The following is a 15,358-nucleotide window of genomic DNA, read 5'->3' as shown; positions in this document are numbered from 1 at the left end:
ATTATTAAAAGGGTACTTTGTAGTGAAACAAAGCTTAATCTAATCGAATTTGTATCCAAGAGCAACAAAGTTTGAGAAAAGAGCCTAATTAATAGACTAAATCAGATAAGATTTAGTCTTTTAATAGGGAACTATTATCAAGTTCTTAAGTAACTGGTTCATTAAGCTAGTATCGAGAATTCTCGACCGCTAATTAAGCAATCTTGTTGAAAGTAGCATGAGGAAAGAAATCACCATAATAACACTGACCCAGAGCCATGCTGCTTCCATGTTCCCAGATTCAAAAGCAACATAGATGGCGGTTGGCATCGTTTGAGTTTTCCCAGGAAGGTTGCCGGCGAACATCAGAGTAGCTCCAAATTCACCAAGTGCCCTTGCAAAACTCAATATTACTCCAGCCACAAGTGCCTTCGCAGACAGAGGAAGGGTGATGGATAGAAAGACCTTCCACTCACTAGCCCCATCGACACGGGCGGCTTCTTCAGCACGTATGTCCACAGAAAGAAAACCTGTCTTCGCTGATTGATACATCATCGGGAAGGCGACGACGGCAGCTGCAATTACAGCGGCTGACCAGGTAAACATAATCGGTTGTCCAAGAAAACTTTCGAGAATTGAACCGATGATACTATTTCTCCCTAATAAGATAATTAATAAGAATCCTACAACGGTAGGAGGGAGTACAAGTGGCAGCAAAAGGATGGTTTCGAGAAATAATTTGCCTTTAAATTTACTCCTCGACATCGATTTCGCGATTAAAATACCTAATATCACAACAATGAAAAGTGCTACTGCAGCTGTCTGCAATGATATAAGGATAGGAGACCAGAAGTCAGAATTCATCATTTATTACCTACCATTAGAAATCCATATTTATTAAAGACTTTGGTCGCTTTTTCTGAATGAAGGAATTCATAGAAGTCGGTTGCTTCTGCTTTGTGTCTAGTACCTTTTACAATTCCAACGGGGAAGATAATCGGGTCATGGAGACTCGGGTCTGCGGTTTTAATGAGTGTTACTTTATCAGAGAGCAATGCATCTGTACGGTAAACAATGCCAGCATCGACATTTCCTGTCTCTACATAAGAAAGAACTTGTCTTACATCTTTAGAAGGGATTAGTTTTGCTGATAGTTTCTCCCATAAATATAGCTGTTGTAGAGTCTGTTTTGCATACTGACCTGCTGGTACTGTTTCCGGTGTCCCAATTGCAATTGTGTTAATTTCATCGGAAACAAGGTCAGGGAAGTCTGTAATTTCGACTGAAGTATTACTAGGAGTCACTAATACTAGTTCATTCCCTAATAAATCACTACTGTAACTAGAGTCAATCAAATTGCGCTCTAGGAGTTCATCATATTTATCTTCAGCTGCCGAAAAAAATAGATCTACCGGTGCTCCTTGGATAATTTGCTGTTGTAAAGAACCGGAGCCTCCGAAATTTAGAAGCAAGTTTATTTGTTGGTGTTCTTCTTCATACAGTGTTTTAATTTCAGTAAGTACTTCGTTTAAGCTAGCAGCCGCTGAAATGGTTAGTTCAATTGGTTCATCGCTTTCAACTTGTTCTTGGCCACAGCTTGCTAGGGCAATAAATAGTAGAATGTTAATCATAAAAAATAGTTTGAGTTTCATTTAGTCCAATCATCCTTGAATTTAATTCTCATACTTTTCCTATTATACCTAAGTCCATTAAAAAAAACTGCCCATCAGGCAGTTTTTAAAGGATTTTATTGTTATCGACCAAATTTCTGTTCAACTTGGCGGCAAACTTCATCTGCAGAAAGACCGTTTGCCTCAATTACAGAGCCTTGGGTTACAGCATCTTGCATGCCCATTACGTTTGAATCAATTCCACTTATGACACAACAGTCACAGCCTTGTGCGTCGTTTTGTTGTTTTAAATCAATTACGTCATATCCTTTTTCTCGAAGTGCTTCTGAAATATTCGACAGTGATTCTTCCACTCCAACTCTTGCCATATGTACCACCTCCTCCGAGATTAAGGTATCCTCAAAGGGGGGCAATTATTCTTTGAATTTTGGTATATATTTATCCCTAAATAGTGAAAAGTAAATAGGGAGGTGTGAACATGTCTAAACATAAAAAGAACCCAGCAACGATTGGATTAAATTCTTCTCAAGTCGAGGGTCAGGGAACAACGAACCAAGAAACAGGTCGGGTAAAGGCTCCGTCTTCAAGGAACAAACAGAAACAACAATAAAGTACAGAAAAGAGCTCGGGATTCCCCGAGCTCTTTATCTAAACCAGTATTTCCGTTTTTTTAATACATTTGAGCAACTTGTTGTTGAATTTCTTGGTTTTCAAGATATTCATCATAAGTCATTTGTTTATCAACTAATCCGGATGGTGTAATTTCTAGAATACGGTTCGCAATTGTCTCAACAAACTGATGGTCATGAGAAGAGAAAATGAGTGAACCCTTAAAATTAATTAAACCATTGTTTAAAGCTGTAATTGATTCAAGGTCTAGATGGTTAGTCGGTTCATCTAGTAGGAGTACATTGGAACCTGATAGCATCATTTTAGATAACATACAACGTACTTTCTCTCCCCCAGAGAGGACACTCGGCTTCTTTAACACTTCGTCCCCAGAAAACAACATTCTTCCCAAGAATCCACGAAGGAAACTTTCGCTATCGTCCTTTGGTGAAAACTGACGTAACCAATCAACCAAGCTCGTATCACTGCCTTCAAAGTACTTTGAGTTGTCTTTAGGGAAGTATGCTTGACTTGTTGTAATCCCCCATTTGAAACTTCCGCTATCCGGTTCCATTTCACCCATAAGGATTTTAAAGAGCGTTGTTTTAGCAAGTTCGTTTTTACCGACAAGAGCAATTTTGTCATCCTTATTCATTACAAAAGAAATATTATCGAGAACCTTTTCACCGTCAATGGTCTTTGACAGCCCTTCTACACGTAACAAGTCGTTCCCAATTTCACGCTCAATGGTAAAGTTGACATAAGGATAGCGTCGTGACGATGGTCGAATATCATCAAGAGAGATTTTATCAAGTAGCTTTTTTCTAGACGTAGCTTGCTTAGATTTTGAGGCATTCGCACTAAATCTTGCTATAAACGCCTGAAGCTCTTTGATTTTTTCTTCCTTTTTACGGTTTGCATCCTGTGCCATTCTTGAAGCTAATTGGCTAGACTCATACCAGAAATCATAGTTACCTACATAAATCTGGATTTTACCAAAATCAAGGTCCGCTATATGGGTACATACCTTGTTTAGAAAGTGACGATCATGAGAAACAACTATAACGGTGTTCTCGAAATTAATTAGGAATTCCTCAAGCCATTGAATGGCTTTAATGTCTAAATGGTTTGTAGGCTCGTCTAACAAAAGGACGTCTGGTTTCCCAAATAGGGCTTGAGCAAGAAGGACCTTAACCTTCTCAGAACCGTCAAGGTCAGCCATTTTTTTATTATGGATTTCTTCGCCAATACCTAAACCTTTTAGGAGGATGGAAGCTTCAGAATCTGCTTCCCAACCGTTTAATTCAGCAAATTCACCTTCAAGTTCAGCAGCTCTCATGCCATCTTCATCTGAAAAATCAGCTTTCATATAAATAGCATCTTTTTCCTGCATGATTTCATACAATCTACTGTGTCCCATAATAACCACTTTAATGACTTCTACATCTTCGTATTCAAAGTGGTTTTGCTTTAATACAGCAAGGCGCTCACCAGGAGTTAAAGCCACATTGCCTGCTTGTGGTTCAATCTCTCCAGATAGGATTTTTAAAAACGTCGATTTTCCGGCACCATTGGCACCAATTAAACCATAGCAATTTCCAGGGGTAAACTTGATATTAACATCTTCAAAAAGCTTGCGGTCTCCGTACCTTAAGCCCACATTATTTACTGTAATCATGTATAGCCTCCAATTATATAATCCAAAGCATTATACCATATAGAAGGGAGCAAGGTGAATTCTTTCGCTAAAACTTAGTTAACAATTACCTTTAAATGGAAAAATCATAGGTTTCTAAAGGAAACTCACGGAAGGTGAATGGCCAGAGAGGAGCTCAACTTACATTGCTTTTCTAAAAAAGGTAAAATTATGATGGATATAATGATTTTTTTCAATTTTTTTGCTCAACTTCACACATTTTTCATAAATTTACGTTAAAATGGAGACAAACAGGAAGTAGAAGGAGTTTTTATGATGGCGAAGAAGCAGCTGGTCGATTTTGTGAACCGACTCAAGGAGTCAGGGATTAAAGTCAGTGTTACGAAACCAAAATCTGAATTTTTCTCACTACAGCAAAACGAGAAACATCCTACTGTCAAAATGAACATGAATTAACATACTGTAAATGTCCATTCCTGGAATAAAAAAGGCGCGAGATTTTAGTTAATCTCACGCCCGTTTTTTTTTATTTTAATTCTTTCATAATTTTGTCGTAAACCTCATCCTTATTAAATTCTTCTCCCATTGGGAATTTCTTAATATATTTATTGTTTTCATCAATCAGATAGGTGAAAGTGGTGTGGACGAAGAAGCCATTTCCTGGGTCACGATATTGAAATTGAAAGGTGTCAGCCAATTCTTTAATGACTAGTTGTTCTTCTTTGACTTTATCGGGGTCTCCTGTCAGCATGATCCAATTTCCATCATTCTCAATTTCAAATGCATCCATGTATTTTTGCATGACTTCTGGTGTATCACGATAGGGGTCGATTGTCACAGTTAGAAACTGAACGTTTTCTCCATAGACTCCTTCAGCTTCAAGGTCTTGTTTTAGCAGTTTCATTTTTTGTGTGGTTGTTGGGCAAACGTCTGGACAGTGTGTATAGATAAACTCAACTAACTTTAAAGTTTCCTTTTCATCACCGAAGCGGTAGGGTGCATTCTCTTGTGTCATAAGTGTGATATCTTCTGGAATTTGAGCGCTTGCATCTCTAATTAGGAAGAAAGATATTCCGGAAGCAATGCCGATTACCACAATCAGTGCGCAAATTATATATATTTTTTTCATACGCGTAACAACTCCGTTCTACTATAAAATTTTTGGCAGCCTCCGTATTACTCGATATTGCAATATTCGATAGGGCAGTTTTCACAGTCGATTTCTGTTTTTAAGTAACTAAGATTGTGGACAACTATCTTTTTGCGCTCCACGGATATGACCCCTTCGTCGCGCAGTTCTCCGAGCATTCTGCTAACACTTTCTCGTGCTGTTCCACAATAATTCGCTAAATCCTGATTAGTGAGTGGAACGTCTATGAAAATTCCGTCTTGGCGGAGGACACCGTAACTGTTGCATAGGCGTATAAGAGTGGAATAAAGTGCACCTTTCTTTCCGTTCAATACAAGGTCGCGAAACTTGGTGATTGTTTTCCGGATATGGTCATTCATCCATTTCATATATTCGTAGGCTAATTTACTATTATTAAAGAGAATTCTTTCGAGATCATCAATGTTTATTGCTGCTGCTTCTCCGGTTTCCAAAACTTTTGCATTAAAAAGGTATCGGGGATCAACAGTGAATAATGTGAGCTCGCCAACAATATCATTGTCACTACATAATCGAAGGGTTAATTCTTTTCCTTCAGCATTCATTTTGGAAATCTGGACTTTCCCAGAAAGAAGGACATACATTTCCTTTGCTTCCTGACCTTCCTGGAATAAAAAGGTCCCTTTCTTTAGTTTCACTTTTCGATACGAATTTTTAAGTAATTCCCCAAGATCATAGGAAAGACCCGTTGTATACTGCTGTTTGCTCATATTATCCCGCCCTTTTTAAATCTCTCTTCATCCTTACCCCTTTGAAATTGCAGGTTAACGTTATCATCTATGTACATTAAAAAGAAATGTTATCACTAGGTCAATAGAGAAAAAATGAACATTTTTTGATTTATATAAAAGATTTTGAAACCGTCACATTTCGTTCAAACTTACCGGTTAGGTTAGGAGTGATGAGTCCGAAAAAGGGAGAGGAGCTAGTGGGGGATGAATGGGGATAGCCATAGTCTAAATAGGCCTTCTTCTAAAATGAAACAGGAACGCTAAAAGGTCTAGTCTAGCGTTCCGATTATGGATTAGATATAGAATTTGCCCGTAAAACCACGTGGACTTGCCCTATGGATGTGTGGTCAGCGAACTGCTTGTTTGTTGGTTTTCACCCCTATAGCTAGTGCGTAACGCTTATGGAAGCTAGTCTTCATGTACGCTTACGAGAAACTATATGTGAGAACCCACGCGGGCTTGCCCCGTGGAGTAAGTCAGCCTTGGAAAAATTGTTGAAGAATCCAACTACCCGCAACACCACCAAGATAAACTCCGACAATTCCAATAACACCAGGTAAAACAGGGGGAGCGGGGAGTGGGAGTTTGATGAATTTAAATACAATTCCAACTATGACTCCAGCAAATAAAGCCAAGATTAGTTCCCTCATGCAAGTTTCACCGCCTTTGTAATTTCTTTTCTGTTATTGTCCCTCAAAAAGGTTTTTTCCATAATGAAAAATTAATGGTAAAGTAAAAGACTTCGTTAAGGTTTGGTGAATTTTACCTGTAGTACAAGTTAAGCAATTTAAATGGAGGAACAAGAATTTTGATGTACCCCATCGATAACTATGTTCAATTTAATTTTTTCTGCAAAAATTTCATTGTATGGTTTTCCTGTAAAAGCGAAAAGTAACAATAGGTGCAGAAAGGAGGAATGGTGATGGTTAAAAAAGATAATAAAGATTCATTAGAAATAGCAGGTAGACAATATCATACAGAAGATTATGAGCGACAGGATGAGTTATCCTCCGGTCTTGCTCAAACTCATGAACAAGTTAGCGATGCATATTATGAAGGGGAAATTAAAGGGACGATTGATAATACCGATGATGGAAACGAAATAGAAATTCCTCGTAAAGGATATGAATGATGTTTAAAACACCTTCTTATGAAGGTGTTTTTTGTTTTTTCTATGGAGAAATTGTCTTTCATTCCCTAACATGAAAGTAACCTTAAAACAAATAATATGATTGCCTCTATGAAAATAGGCAAGGCAATGTACTTTCTAAGGAGGTTGTTTATGGGCATTCTAAGTGGGAATCCTAAAGAAGAACCGATGCACTATGGAGAGGTTTATTCCACATGGGTGCATTTAAGTGCTGCAAAGGCTTCTGTTGCAGCATATGAGACATTGTTAAATCAAACTGGTGATGAGGACTTGAAGAAACTCATTCAAGATATTCTTAATGATTGTAGTCGGCCAGAAATCGAGGAAATTGAGACCTTACTTAAAGAACACGGTGTAGGAATGCCTCCGACGCCACCGGAGCGCCCGAATGCTTGTATTGAAAATATTCCAGCCGGGGCTAGGTTCTTAGATCAGGAAATTGCGATGAAAGTGAGTGGGGATTTAGCTGCAGGATTAATCAGCTGTAGCACAGTTATGGGACAATGCATTCGTGAAGACATCGCAACGATGTATGCGGATTTCCATGCTAAAAAAGCTCAGTTAGCAACTAAGGCTTTAAGGCTTTTAAAAGACAAGGGATGGCTTGTACCTCCACCACTTCATATTGATAAAACCGATTGCTAGGAAGGAGGATAACATTGTCCAAAAAAGGTGAGTTTCAAAGCAATGAGTCACAGTATAAGATGCCTGATGCTCTAAAGCAAAAGAAAGATTTTGTATACAGAGTGGGGTATACTGCGACCACTGGAAACGATACTGGTGGAAAAGATGAACCTGGCATGAGATCTGATTTATAAAAAGGAAAGGCTGTCTTTTTGACAGCCTTTTTGGATATTTGGAAGTTCTGATTTGAAAGCAGACTTGGTCTGAAACAATGAGATGAAAACAAGTTTATGCACTTTTTTATTTAGTTGTAAAAGAACTAGGAGCAACAACTGCAATAACTACTCCAGTAGCAACAAGGGTTTCTTCCGCATAAACCTCAGTAACTATCTTCCATTTTTTCGGATGAATTTCTTCTCCTCTTCCGACCGCAGTTAATTTCACATGTTGAGGTGTAGGTTTTTTGAAGTCTATTTTTAAAGATCCTGTCACAAAACGAGGTGGTTCCGTTCCATCTCCGATTTCGTAGCCATTCTTTCGGTGTAAGTAAATCGATGCAGAGCCTGTCCCGTGACAATCAATTAGTGATGCAACAACTCCACCATATACAAAACCGGGTATGGCCATGTGAACTTCATCTGGTTGATAAACGGTCACTGTTTTCTCGCCGTCCCAACCCGTTCGAAAATGAAAACCGCTTTTGTTTAAACGCCCACACCCGTAACACCAAGCATAATCGTCTGGATAGTGGTCTTGAATGGCATTCTCAACTTTTTTCAAAAGAACCCCCTCCTTTTTAGAATATTTTAACATATTCAGTGAGAGGGGAGATGGTTTAATCAATATTCTTCTGTGCCGTATACATCCTCGTAGGCCTGTTTGGCCGCTTCTTCATTGGCGAATAAAGCATCATCATCTTCTATTGTATGGAAGGTTTCATTGATAAATAACGCTAAAGCATTAGCATCTTTAGGGTGTGGAACGATTTCAGCGGCTTTTATATTCGCAACCGATGGGACATGAGGGTTTCGATAGATAACGTAAACCTCATCACCTGATTGTATTTGTGTTGGATCAAGAGTTTCCATCATTTTCCTCCTTAAAGATTTTCATTTTGTTGTCGTATTTCATCACCTGTTAGCAAGATGTTTGCTGTTTCAATATTTCGATGTTCATCAATGGATTCGCCAGGAATTTCACTTGCGTTTGGAGACATTCCTCCTAAAGAACTTGGAGGGTCTAGTTTTTTCTCTTTTGGTTCTTGTCTTTTAGGGTTCAATTAAAACAACTCCTTTATGAATTAACATTTACTGTTGGGCTAATGCCTATTCTAGGTAGCTGATTATTTATTCCTCGGAAAAGTAGGGTAATTCAGAACTATTCACTAATTTGTCACAATAAGGTTAGTTACAGTTTCTAATCCGGGTTATAATAAAGATGTAGAAAAAATAAATAAATTAACACTTTAGGAGGCTCAACCATAATTGTTCGTTCCGAAGTAGTGAACGCAGAACATTTATATTACTAGTTTGTAAGCGGTTGCATTAGAGGTGTTCCAAAGGCGAAAGGTTCTCATGCGATGTTTAAAACTTTTAAACAAAGCAAAAAGTACTTTATCAAATACCGAAAAGTTCTCGTGACCTAGCCAATCCTAATTCCGGTGCTTATGATCCAAATGGAAGGGAGTAAAAGTTCTGCCTATCAAGGGTACCATACGCAGGATATAAGCTCTTAACCAAAAGAATTCTATTTTTAAAGTAAGTCCCTGATGAAATTTTAAAAAGGTTCCATCACGGGAATGTCACTAAAAAACAGAATTTGGGAGAATAAGGTTAAACTTTTCTTCAAAAAAATTTGAAGAAAACGGAAAGGGAAAAAGAGGCATTAAGGAATGATTCGGATAGGAGAAGAAGTATTGTAGACCTTTTGAGTAGGTGCCTACGGTTTAATGGGAAATTTAAATCGCCCTCCATGGCCTTTGAGTTCCAGATTATACTAATACAATCAATTACAACTGTAACAAAGATGAGTCTTGCGGTGATTTTAGCCCGTAACAAAGAGGGAGATTACTTCACTTTTTTACCAATCTAAAAGCGAAGAAATATTCTTCCGCGGAACAGCATACATCGGCTGAATCGCTAATATGAAGATTTGATTAGGAATTTTCATAACTAGGCGCTCATGGAAGTTTAGCTGGTGCCATGGTTGGGTCTCCTAAAGTGTTAAAGAATGAAGCTCCACTTTGGGGCTTTTTTTGTTATGTAATACAAAGTAACACCCCACCATCAATAAAGGTGGGGTGTTGTTGAATAAGCTACTCCATTTTTTTAGCTAGACAGCGTTCGCATTCCATTAAGTAGGATTCTGCTTGTTCTTCCACATGTTGACCACACTCTGGACAAACCTTTTTTGGCAATGTCCTAAAAAATTCTACTGGACTCATCATAAATATATCCTCTCCCTTTTCTTTTGTAATACAATTATATTTTATGTCGTTCTGTTATAGTACAGTATAAACAAAAAAAACAATTTTGTGTAGGCTTTTATTAAAAAAATTCTGAAATATATATTCTTGGAGTGCAAGAGGAAATTTAAAAGTAATAATTATTTATTTGTCAAGGTAAAAATGTGGCTAAATTATTACAAAACCAGTATTTTTCACTTTCCATCTCTTCTGGTTTGTTCTACAATCAAGTTAACTACACTATGGGGAATGATGCTGAATATGGAAACACTAGAACTATCATTTAACCCTGTTTTATTATTGGTTGCAATTGTCCTAACCTTGATGGCTTCCTATACAGCGTTGGATTTATTTTTTTTAGTAAAAACTTCTTTGAAAAATAAACGCTTTCTTTTTGTTGGTGCATCTTTTTCACTAGGCATGGGAATATGGATCTTGAACTTTTTCGGAATACTGTCCCTGAATGTACACGGTGATATGACTTTTCAAGTACCTATAAATATATTGGCCATACTTTTGGGAATTATTTTTTCTGCCATGGCTTTCTTAGCAATATCGGCAAAGGAACTCAACCTGCGTCAATTGTTTATAAGTAGTGGTTTTATGACTGTTGCTGTAATAGCTGTTCATATTATTGGCTTGTTTTCTATGAACGTAGGCTTTCGTTATCAACCAATGATCTTGATTGTGGCGCTTGTTCTAGTTTATAGCTCTTTTTTCTTTTCTTTTTGGATTCTTTTCTACTCAAAAGGGTTTTCTCAATCGAGTCACGTTTGGCTAAAACCTTTGACAGCACTCGTTACGACCGGTGCGATCGTTGAAGGACATTTGCTGCTTACACGAGCAACGACCTTGTACTCACTTGAAAATGAACAAGTGCATAGAATTACAATTCCTGAATCATTTATTGGCTACATCATTTTGTTTGTCGCCGTTGTAATTTTGGGTGGACTTATAACTTCGAGTGCGCTAATGAGCAAGCGACTGGCAGTTAGTGATACAAATCTAAAGGATATCACAGATGCTTTAAATGTATCCTCAATTGTCGCCATTACGGACCCAAGAGGAAATATTACGTATGTAAATGATAAGTTCGTGGAGATTTCAAAGTACACAGAAGAGGAATTACTTGGTCAAAACCACTCAATCCTTAATTCGGGTTATCATTCAAAGGAATTTTTTAAACAAATGTGGGCGACAATCGGTAGTGGTAAAAAGTGGGAGGGGGAGATTCGCAATCGGGCGAAAGACGGTTCCTTCTATTGGGTCGATACCACCATCGTTCCTTTTTTAAACAGAAAAGGTAAACCTTATCAATATGTCTCAATTCGTTCAGATATTACAAGCCGTAAATCAGCAGAGGCAAGCCTTAGGGAATCACTTAAGGAAATAAAGGATTATAAGTTTGCGATTGATGAGTCGGCGATTGTTGCTTTTACTGATGAAAAAGGAATAATAAAAAGTGTAAACGATAAGTTTGTCGAAATCTCTAAATATTCACGTGAGGAATTAATTGGTCATGACCACCGGATATTAAATTCAGGGTTCCACTCAAAGGGCTTCTTCAAAGACCTATGGAGAACAATTGGAAACGGAGAAGTTTGGAAAGGGGAAATTCGCAATAAAGCTAAAGACGGCTCCTTTTATTGGGTAGACACCACCATCGTGCCATTTCTAAAGGACAATGGCAAACCTTATCAGTATTTAGCCATTCGGAGCGACATAACGGAACGTAAGCAAAGTGAGGAGCTATTGCATCGTCAGGATAAGCTGGCAGCTGTTGGACAATTAGCCGCAGGAGTCGCTCATGAGATTCGCAATCCGCTTACTTCGATGAAAGGGTATGCTGAGTTTCTTCAATTAGATGAAGAAGACCCGCAACGTCGTGAGTTTATTGATATTATCCTTGATGAAATCGACAGGGTTAATAATATTGTTGAGGAGTTTATGGTCCTAGCAAAGCCAAAAGTGGTTGAGCTTGAAGAAAGAAATATCATACCTATTCTTAAGAATATTTTATCGTTGCTTGAATTTGAGGCACGTAAGCGAAATGTCATGCTTCACCTTGATGCGGACAAAGATATTGTACAAATCGAATGTGATGAAAATCGCCTTAAACAAGTGTTCTTGAATTTCATTAAAAATGGAATTGAAGCGATGCCTTCTGGTGGCGATTTATATGTTAGAGCAGAGGTAACCGACAATAATATTGAAATATCCATTCAGGACACAGGAGTCGGTATTCCGCCAGAAACACTTAAAAAGATTGGGGAACCCTTCTACACGACGAAGAAAAACGGGAATGGTCTTGGCCTTATGGTTTCCTTTAAGATTATTGAAAGCCATAATGGCAAGGTATATATTGAAAGTGAACAAAATGTTGGCACGACCTTTAAAATTCTATTACCAGCCAAAACGGCCTAGAAGACGGAGAAACCGAACTCCGTCTTTTTTTTGTGGAAAAATTGTAAGAAAACCGACATATATTTATGAAAAGTAGACAACATTCGTCCTTTAAATTGTCTTAATATTAGAGAGTAAAGAAAAATCTTATTAATAACTTATTAATAGGGAGGTCCTGAAATGGGAGAAACAACCCAGATCAAAACTGTATGTGGTTACTGTGGAACCGGGTGTGGTTTGGTCTTAGATATAGTTGACAACCAAATAGTTAAGATAAGGGGCGACAAAGAAGCTCCAGTTAATAAAGGCCAAACATGTGTCAAAGGGGGATTTGCTTATAAGTATGTTCATGCGCCAAGCAGACTTAAAACACCGTTGATTCGAAAGGCTGGTAAGCTTGTTCAAGCAACATGGGACGAAGCTTATGAATTCATTGCAAGTCGTCTTTCCTCTATTAAAACGGATTTTGGTCCAGAGGCCATTACAATGTTTGCCTGTGCAAGAACAACGAACGAGTCCAATTTTGTTACTCAGAAGTTTATGCGTACTGCAATAGGAAGTAATAATATTGACGGTTGTAACCGTACTTGACACGCTTCAAGCGTCGCCGGTCTGGCGACTGTATTTGGTAGCGGTTTTCCAACCAATACGCTCGATGAAATTGATGAAGCGAATGTATTGCTTTTGATGGGTTCTAATACAACTGAAGCTCATCCAATTATAGGTAATAAGATAAAAAAAGCAGCTAAAGCTGGGCTAAAAGTCATTGTAGTTGATCCAAGGCGAATTGACATAGTGAAATCCTCTCATCGTCATCTTCAGATTGATGTTGGGTCAGATATAGCTCTGATGAATGCGATGATGCATGTCATTATTAAAGAAGGTCTGTATGACCATCAATTCATTCTCCAGCATACTGATGAATTCGAAAAATTAAAGAAACAAGTTGAAATGTATACACCCGAATTTGCTGCTGAGATAACCGGACTAAGTTCCCAGGATATTATTGACACAGCAAGAGAGTATGCAAGTGCAGAAAAATCCATGATTGCTTATACATTAGGAATTACAGAGCATCACTGTGGAGTGAATAATGTTTTTGATATTGCCAATTTAGCTTTACTAACTGGCCAGATTGGACGCCTAGGAACAGGAATCATGCCACTACGTGGGCAGAATAATGTACAAGGCGCAGGGGATATGGGGTGCTTACCAAACCAGTTAACAGGTGCAGTTAGCATAGCTGATGAAGATTATCGCAAACGATTTGAAACGGCTTGGAACAGAGAAATCAATCCGAAAATAGGTGATACCCAGACAAGAACCTTTGAGCGCATTGAAGAAGGCGAAGTAAAAGCACTCTATATAATTGGTGAAAACCCGTTACTTGCCGATGTGCATATGAACCATACAAGAGAGCTTTTGAAAAAACTTGATTTACTTATTGTACAAGACATCTTTTTAACAGAAACAGCTGAATATGCTGATGTTGTATTGCCTGCTAAATCATGGGGTGAAGTAGATGGGACTTATACCAACACCGATCGCAGAATCCAGCGTGTTCGTAAAGCGGTAGAGGCTGGACCAGAAGTGAAAGAGGACTGGGAAATTCTTTGTGAGCTTTCTACAAGACTAGGGTATCCAATGCATTACGAAAAAAGTGAAGATATTTGGAATGAAGTTAGAGAACTTGCGTGGGAATTGTATGGTGGTATTTCTTATGAGCGTCTTGAAAAGGAATATAGCATCCATTACCCATGTCCAAACGAAGATCATCCGGGAACAAAAATTCTTCATGCAGGATTTCATGATGGAAAAGATGAAGGGAAAGTTTCTACTTTTGTTCCTGTTGAATATACAGCTCCACTGGAACTTCCTGATGAGGAGTATCCCTTCACTCTAACAACAGGGCGGCGTTTAGAATCCTATAATACACATTCTCAAACACGTTTTTATGCAGATGGTGTGAAAATAAGGCAAAAAGAAGAAACGGTCGATATCCATCCTGAAGATGCTGCTAGGTTAGGTATTATGGACGGAAGTCTCGTCGAGGTAAGCTCCAGACGGGGTGAATTGAAGGTTAAAGCCAAAATCACTGAACAAGTAGTCCCGGGACTCGTGTTTATGAGTTTTCACTGGTCAGAGGTACCGACTAATGTGCTTACGCTTAATGAGTTTGACCCAATTTCTGGGACAGCAGAATTTAAAGCATGTGCAGTACAAGTAAAACCAATACTTGAAGAATAATGGTGAAAGTGAAAATGCCTATTCCAATGAGGAATAGGTCTTTTTTTAGTTCTATGAGTTCTAATTATTCTGTTTTTTTGTTACGTGACTGTTATATAGCTGTTATGTTTGTTATTCAATTAACACCTGGCTGTTCTTTGGTTTTTAGAAAGTTATGGTACGATATTATTATCATAAAATTAGCCGAAGGAGGCAAACAAAATGAAAAAGTTCCTATTTTCTTTGATTGCTGTTGCGGCTATTTCAATGGCATTAGAAACTAATACAATGGCAGAAGAAATAACGATAGATAACGATAAAAAAATGGAAGAAATACAATTTGCGCCTGTAAAGCCAAGTAACTCTGCAGAGGCTTCTGTAAAAGAAGAGATTAAGGTTGATGAGCAAATTATGGTTGCTGCTACAGCGTATACTGCAGAATGTGAGGGGTGTTCTGGAACAACCAAGACGGGAATCAACCTTCTTGAAAATCCTGAGGAAAAGGTGATAGCGGTAGATCCTGACATTATTCCATTAGGTACGAAAGTGTATGTTGAGGGCTATGGGTATGCTGTAGCAGGAGACATTGGTGGAGGAATAAATGGGCACGAAATTGACATTTTCATTCCAGAAGAAAAAGATGCGATTGAATGGGGAAGGCAACAAGTAAAAGTAGCAATTGTTGAAGAATAAATAATAATGAAAAAAAGCTGTCC

Annotated in this window: 19 protein-coding genes; 8 read left to right on the top strand and 11 right to left on the bottom strand. The window is 38.2% G+C overall.

The window, feature by feature from the left end; translation table 11 throughout:
- Positions 1–189 precede the first annotated feature (189 nt).
- The 3 genes from modB to LG336_RS18125 all read right to left on the bottom strand — a co-directional run bounded on the left by modB (position 190) and on the right by LG336_RS18125 (position 1,978).
- Entirely contained in the window at positions 190–843 is a 654-nt protein-coding gene (gene modB / locus LG336_RS18135) for a molybdate ABC transporter permease subunit (RefSeq protein WP_404333211.1), read from the bottom strand.
- Positions 843–1,631: a molybdate ABC transporter substrate-binding protein gene (gene modA, locus LG336_RS18130; RefSeq protein ID WP_404328901.1), complete on the bottom strand. Its 789-nt coding sequence runs from the start codon at positions 1,629–1,631 to the stop codon at positions 843–845. The genes modB and modA overlap by 1 nt, the downstream gene beginning before the upstream one ends.
- 101 nt (positions 1,632–1,732) lie before the next feature.
- Entirely contained in the window at positions 1,733–1,978 is a 246-nt protein-coding gene (locus LG336_RS18125) for a YkuS family protein (protein WP_404328900.1), read from the bottom strand.
- Positions 1,979–2,088: 110 nt separating this feature from the next.
- Between LG336_RS18125 and LG336_RS18120 the strand changes: the two genes are divergently transcribed.
- Positions 2,089–2,220: a YuzL family protein gene (locus LG336_RS18120; protein ID WP_221872900.1), complete on the top strand. Its 132-nt coding sequence runs from the start codon at positions 2,089–2,091 to the stop codon at positions 2,218–2,220.
- A 60-nt stretch (positions 2,221–2,280) separates the two neighbouring features.
- Here LG336_RS18120 and LG336_RS18115 read toward each other — a convergent pair whose 3' ends face one another.
- Positions 2,281–3,897 carry an ABC-F family ATP-binding cassette domain-containing protein gene (locus tag LG336_RS18115; RefSeq protein WP_404328899.1) on the bottom strand — a complete coding sequence of 539 codons (1,617 nt, stop codon included), beginning with the start codon at positions 3,895–3,897 and terminating at the stop codon, positions 2,281–2,283.
- Positions 3,898–4,188: 291 nt separating this feature from the next.
- Here LG336_RS18115 and LG336_RS18110 point away from each other — a divergent pair, with 291 nt between their 5' ends.
- Entirely contained in the window at positions 4,189–4,332 is a 144-nt protein-coding gene (locus LG336_RS18110) for a hypothetical protein (protein ID WP_404328898.1), read from the top strand.
- 70 nt (positions 4,333–4,402) lie between these two features.
- On the opposite strand, the gene LG336_RS18105 is transcribed toward LG336_RS18110, so the two are convergent.
- The 3 genes from LG336_RS18105 to LG336_RS18095 all read right to left on the bottom strand — a co-directional run bounded on the left by LG336_RS18105 (position 4,403) and on the right by LG336_RS18095 (position 6,425).
- On the bottom strand, positions 4,403–5,005 hold the full coding sequence (locus LG336_RS18105) for an SCO family protein (RefSeq protein ID WP_404328897.1): 603 nt from the start codon (positions 5,003–5,005) through the stop codon (positions 4,403–4,405).
- Positions 5,006–5,052: 47 nt separating this feature from the next.
- A complete protein-coding gene (locus LG336_RS18100; protein ID WP_404328896.1) occupies positions 5,053–5,754 on the bottom strand; it encodes a Crp/Fnr family transcriptional regulator in 702 nt (233 codons plus the stop codon).
- A gap of 497 nt (positions 5,755–6,251) precedes the next feature.
- A complete protein-coding gene (locus LG336_RS18095) occupies positions 6,252–6,425 on the bottom strand; it encodes a XapX domain-containing protein (protein WP_404328895.1) in 174 nt (57 codons plus the stop codon).
- A gap of 272 nt (positions 6,426–6,697) precedes the next feature.
- On the opposite strand from LG336_RS18095, the gene LG336_RS18090 reads away from it, so the two are divergent.
- The 3 genes from LG336_RS18090 to LG336_RS18080 all read left to right on the top strand — a co-directional run bounded on the left by LG336_RS18090 (position 6,698) and on the right by LG336_RS18080 (position 7,743).
- On the top strand, positions 6,698–6,907 hold the full coding sequence (locus LG336_RS18090) for a YozQ family protein (RefSeq protein ID WP_404328894.1): 210 nt from the start codon (positions 6,698–6,700) through the stop codon (positions 6,905–6,907).
- 150 nt (positions 6,908–7,057) lie between these two features.
- Positions 7,058–7,570: a DUF3231 family protein gene (locus tag LG336_RS18085; RefSeq protein ID WP_404328893.1), complete on the top strand. Its 513-nt coding sequence runs from the start codon at positions 7,058–7,060 to the stop codon at positions 7,568–7,570.
- 14 nt (positions 7,571–7,584) lie between these two features.
- The gene (locus LG336_RS18080; RefSeq protein WP_404328892.1) at positions 7,585–7,743 is read left to right on the top strand and encodes a hypothetical protein; all 159 of its coding nucleotides are present in this window, start codon (positions 7,585–7,587) and stop codon (positions 7,741–7,743) included.
- Positions 7,744–7,849: 106 nt separating this feature from the next.
- Here LG336_RS18080 and LG336_RS18075 read toward each other — a convergent pair whose 3' ends face one another.
- The 4 genes from LG336_RS18075 to yhfH form a co-directional block, all read right to left on the bottom strand.
- The gene (locus LG336_RS18075) at positions 7,850–8,362 is read right to left on the bottom strand and encodes a PaaI family thioesterase (protein WP_404333210.1); all 513 of its coding nucleotides are present in this window, start codon (positions 8,360–8,362) and stop codon (positions 7,850–7,852) included.
- Between the two features lie 26 nt (positions 8,363–8,388).
- Positions 8,389–8,637 carry a transcriptional regulator SplA domain-containing protein gene (locus LG336_RS18070; protein ID WP_404333209.1) on the bottom strand — a complete coding sequence of 83 codons (249 nt, stop codon included), beginning with the start codon at positions 8,635–8,637 and terminating at the stop codon, positions 8,389–8,391.
- An 11-nt stretch (positions 8,638–8,648) separates the two neighbouring features.
- The gene (locus tag LG336_RS18065; protein WP_404328891.1) at positions 8,649–8,828 is read right to left on the bottom strand and encodes a hypothetical protein; all 180 of its coding nucleotides are present in this window, start codon (positions 8,826–8,828) and stop codon (positions 8,649–8,651) included.
- 1,035 nt (positions 8,829–9,863) lie between these two features.
- On the bottom strand, positions 9,864–9,995 hold the full coding sequence (yhfH, locus tag LG336_RS18060) for a protein YhfH (protein WP_404328890.1): 132 nt from the start codon (positions 9,993–9,995) through the stop codon (positions 9,864–9,866).
- A gap of 279 nt (positions 9,996–10,274) precedes the next feature.
- Here yhfH and LG336_RS18055 point away from each other — a divergent pair, with 279 nt between their 5' ends.
- The 3 genes from LG336_RS18055 (at position 10,275) to LG336_RS18045 (ending at position 15,335) form a co-directional block, all read left to right on the top strand.
- Positions 10,275–12,437 (top strand): PAS domain S-box protein, encoded by a 2,163-nt coding sequence (locus LG336_RS18055; RefSeq protein WP_404328889.1) that lies wholly within the window; start codon positions 10,275–10,277, stop codon positions 12,435–12,437.
- A gap of 159 nt (positions 12,438–12,596) precedes the next feature.
- Positions 12,597–14,663, top strand: a complete 2,067-nt coding sequence (fdhF, locus tag LG336_RS18050; protein WP_404328888.1) for a formate dehydrogenase subunit alpha — start codon at positions 12,597–12,599, stop codon at positions 14,661–14,663.
- Positions 14,664–14,864: 201 nt separating this feature from the next.
- Positions 14,865–15,335, top strand: coding sequence for a 3D domain-containing protein (locus LG336_RS18045; RefSeq protein WP_404328887.1), 471 nt, complete (start codon positions 14,865–14,867; stop codon positions 15,333–15,335).
- The last annotated feature ends 23 nt before the right edge of the window (positions 15,336–15,358 follow it).

It is taken from the genome of Mesobacillus maritimus (assembly GCF_044803185.1).
Lineage (GTDB): Bacteria > Bacillota > Bacilli > Bacillales > Cytobacillaceae > Mesobacillus_B > Mesobacillus_B maritimus_B.
The sequence above is the reverse complement of the archived record's forward strand: the minus strand, read 5'-3'. Positions and strand labels throughout refer to the sequence as shown.

Coding starts and splice junctions, on each gene's coding strand:
- modB (WP_404333211.1), bottom strand. CDS start 843: ATGAATTCTGACTTCTGGTCTCCTATCCTTATATCATTGCAGACAGCT.
- modA (WP_404328901.1), bottom strand. CDS start 1,631: ATGAAACTCAAACTATTTTTTATGATTAACATTCTACTATTTATTGCC.
- LG336_RS18125 (WP_404328900.1), bottom strand. CDS start 1,978: ATGGCAAGAGTTGGAGTGGAAGAATCACTGTCGAATATTTCAGAAGCA.
- LG336_RS18120 (WP_221872900.1), top strand. CDS start 2,089: ATGTCTAAACATAAAAAGAACCCAGCAACGATTGGATTAAATTCTTCT.
- LG336_RS18115 (WP_404328899.1), bottom strand. CDS start 3,897: ATGATTACAGTAAATAATGTGGGCTTAAGGTACGGAGACCGCAAGCTT.
- LG336_RS18110 (WP_404328898.1), top strand. CDS start 4,189: ATGATGGCGAAGAAGCAGCTGGTCGATTTTGTGAACCGACTCAAGGAG.
- LG336_RS18105 (WP_404328897.1), bottom strand. CDS start 5,005: ATGAAAAAAATATATATAATTTGCGCACTGATTGTGGTAATCGGCATT.
- LG336_RS18100 (WP_404328896.1), bottom strand. CDS start 5,754: ATGAGCAAACAGCAGTATACAACGGGTCTTTCCTATGATCTTGGGGAA.
- LG336_RS18095 (WP_404328895.1), bottom strand. CDS start 6,425: ATGAGGGAACTAATCTTGGCTTTATTTGCTGGAGTCATAGTTGGAATT.
- LG336_RS18090 (WP_404328894.1), top strand. CDS start 6,698: ATGGTTAAAAAAGATAATAAAGATTCATTAGAAATAGCAGGTAGACAA.
- LG336_RS18085 (WP_404328893.1), top strand. CDS start 7,058: ATGGGCATTCTAAGTGGGAATCCTAAAGAAGAACCGATGCACTATGGA.
- LG336_RS18075 (WP_404333210.1), bottom strand. CDS start 8,362: ATGTTAAAATATTCTAAAAAGGAGGGGGTTCTTTTGAAAAAAGTTGAG.
- LG336_RS18070 (WP_404333209.1), bottom strand. CDS start 8,637: ATGGAAACTCTTGATCCAACACAAATACAATCAGGTGATGAGGTTTAC.
- yhfH (WP_404328890.1), bottom strand. CDS start 9,995: ATGATGAGTCCAGTAGAATTTTTTAGGACATTGCCAAAAAAGGTTTGT.
- LG336_RS18055 (WP_404328889.1), top strand. CDS start 10,275: ATGGAAACACTAGAACTATCATTTAACCCTGTTTTATTATTGGTTGCA.
- LG336_RS18045 (WP_404328887.1), top strand. CDS start 14,865: ATGAAAAAGTTCCTATTTTCTTTGATTGCTGTTGCGGCTATTTCAATG.